At 74.8% G+C, this 833-nt stretch carries 1 protein-coding gene; it reads right to left on the reverse strand.

The genetic code is table 11. The features are described 5' to 3' along the window. The coding region (locus ACFQ36_RS23045; RefSeq protein WP_377017930.1) for a hypothetical protein at positions 1–833 on the reverse strand (833 nt) is incomplete at both ends.

An 833-nucleotide genomic window follows, 5' to 3' on the forward strand; every position in this document is an offset into this window, starting at 1 on the left:
GCCAGCTCGCCCAGCCGGAGGTGGAAGACCTCCGCGGCCGCGGCCAGGATCCCCGCCGCCTGCAGCCGCGCCCCCAGCTCCAGGTACGCCCGGCGCAACGGCGGCAGCACCCTGGTGGCATGGAAGTGCGAGTCCTCGCGGAAGCCCATCCCGGTCCTGGCGCCGTCGACGGCGGCGAACACCTGCCGCCGCAGCGGGTCCAGCCGCAGCGCCGGGTGGGCCGCCAGGCGCCGCAGGGCCGTACCGGTCTGGTCCGCCGCCGGCACCGGATCATTCAGCAGGGCCTTGACCAGCCCCAGCACCACCTCGGGCGCGGCGGACCAGGTTGGGGCGCTGGAGAGCACCACGCTGACCGTCTCGCGGTGGCCGTACTCGGCCAGGAATTCCCGGAACCGGGCGTTGAATCCGGCGAATCCCGGGGTGGCCTCGATCCGCAGCAGCAGTTCCGGCGGGTCCAGGATTTCGACGGCGCGGCGCAGCGCCGCATCGCGGCCGGCCATGGCGGCCAGCTCCGCCAGGGCCCGGTTTGCCTGCGTGGTCCGGGTTTCGGCACCGGCGATCAGGGCCGAGCCGAGCCGCGGCAGCCCGAGCAGCAGCAACAGCGCGCGCAGTTTCAGCTGGGGAACCAGGCTGCCGGGCAGATAGGACACCCGCAGCTCGGCAATCAGCTGCATGGCCGCGAAGCAGTCCCGCACCTGCCGGAGCAGCCCGGTCCAGGACAGCCCGGCAGGATCCGCGGCCGCCAGCCGGCGGACCGCGTCCTCGAACGCGGCGAAACGCGGATCCCGGGTCCACCGGGCCGGGTCGTACCGGCGCACGCGGCGGGCCACCGA

Source organism: Arthrobacter sp. GCM10027362 (assembly GCF_042679445.1).
Lineage (GTDB): Bacteria > Actinomycetota > Actinomycetes > Actinomycetales > Micrococcaceae > Crystallibacter.